This window comes from Idiomarina sp. Sol25 (genome assembly GCF_033052775.1).
GTDB lineage: Bacteria > Pseudomonadota > Gammaproteobacteria > Enterobacterales > Alteromonadaceae > Idiomarina.
In genome coordinates, this window is the sequence record NZ_JAUPEW010000071.1 from 1 (window position 1) to 332 (window position 332).

The following is a 332-nucleotide window of genomic DNA, read 5'->3' on the forward strand; positions in this document are numbered from 1 at the left end:
GATCGCAGAGGAGAACCGCGCGCTGACGACCCTGCTGCAAGCCGGGTTGGAGGATATGGGGTTACGGCTGGCCAGCCCGTCAGACCCCGACCAGCGCGGCGGCAGCCTGATGGTCACCCTGCCCGATCACATACAGGCTTCTGGTGTGGTAGCTGCCCTGTCTGAACAGCAGATCTACGTCGACAACCGCAGCCAGATCCTTCGGATGTCTCCCGGCGTTCTGACGACGGAGGCAGGAATTGCACGTACAATCACCGCACTGCGCGAGCTAGTGAACTGAGCGACCGTGACCCAAAGCGGATCAGGCACGCAGCAACGAAGGGCTGCGTGCC

At 63.0% G+C, this 332-nt stretch carries 1 pseudogene; it reads left to right on the forward strand.

Going from position 1 to position 332, the window contains the following annotated elements:
• Nucleotides 1–280, forward strand: a pseudogene (locus Q5L94_RS13510) (hypothetical protein); the annotation flags it as partial.
• Nucleotides 281–332 lie beyond the last annotated feature (52 nt).